At 39.9% G+C, this 311-nt stretch carries 1 pseudogene; it reads right to left on the bottom strand.

Features of this window, described 5'->3' with window-relative positions:
- A pseudogene (locus tag BRSPCE3_RS35940) lies at positions 1 to 195 on the bottom strand (peptidase T); the annotation flags it as partial.
- Positions 196 to 311: the final 116 nt, after the last annotated feature.

The following is a 311-nucleotide window of genomic DNA, read 5'->3' as shown; positions in this document are numbered from 1 at the left end:
GGCATATACGTAACCATGTTCATCCAGTTCCGCATCTGTGATGCCCATTTCATGTAATTCCTTTACCAGCAGGCGGGACAGGTCTTTCTGCTTTTCGGTGGTCGGAAAGCTGGTACTTTGCGGATCGGATTGTGTATCTATTTGCGCGTAACGAATGAAGCGCGTATCAACAGTGTATGAATAATTTGTAAACATATTGCAAACGTAAGGAAAAAACCGGTGCACCCTTTTGCCGTAAAATTTTCTGTTTTACCATCTCTCACAATAGCTATTTCAGTAAAATATTCTACAAAAAGATAAAATACCTATAC

The organism is Bradyrhizobium sp. Ce-3, from assembly GCF_022835695.1.
Classification (GTDB): domain Bacteria; phylum Pseudomonadota; class Alphaproteobacteria; order Rhizobiales; family Xanthobacteraceae; genus Bradyrhizobium.
This window is presented reverse-complemented; position numbering and strand designations above follow the sequence as displayed.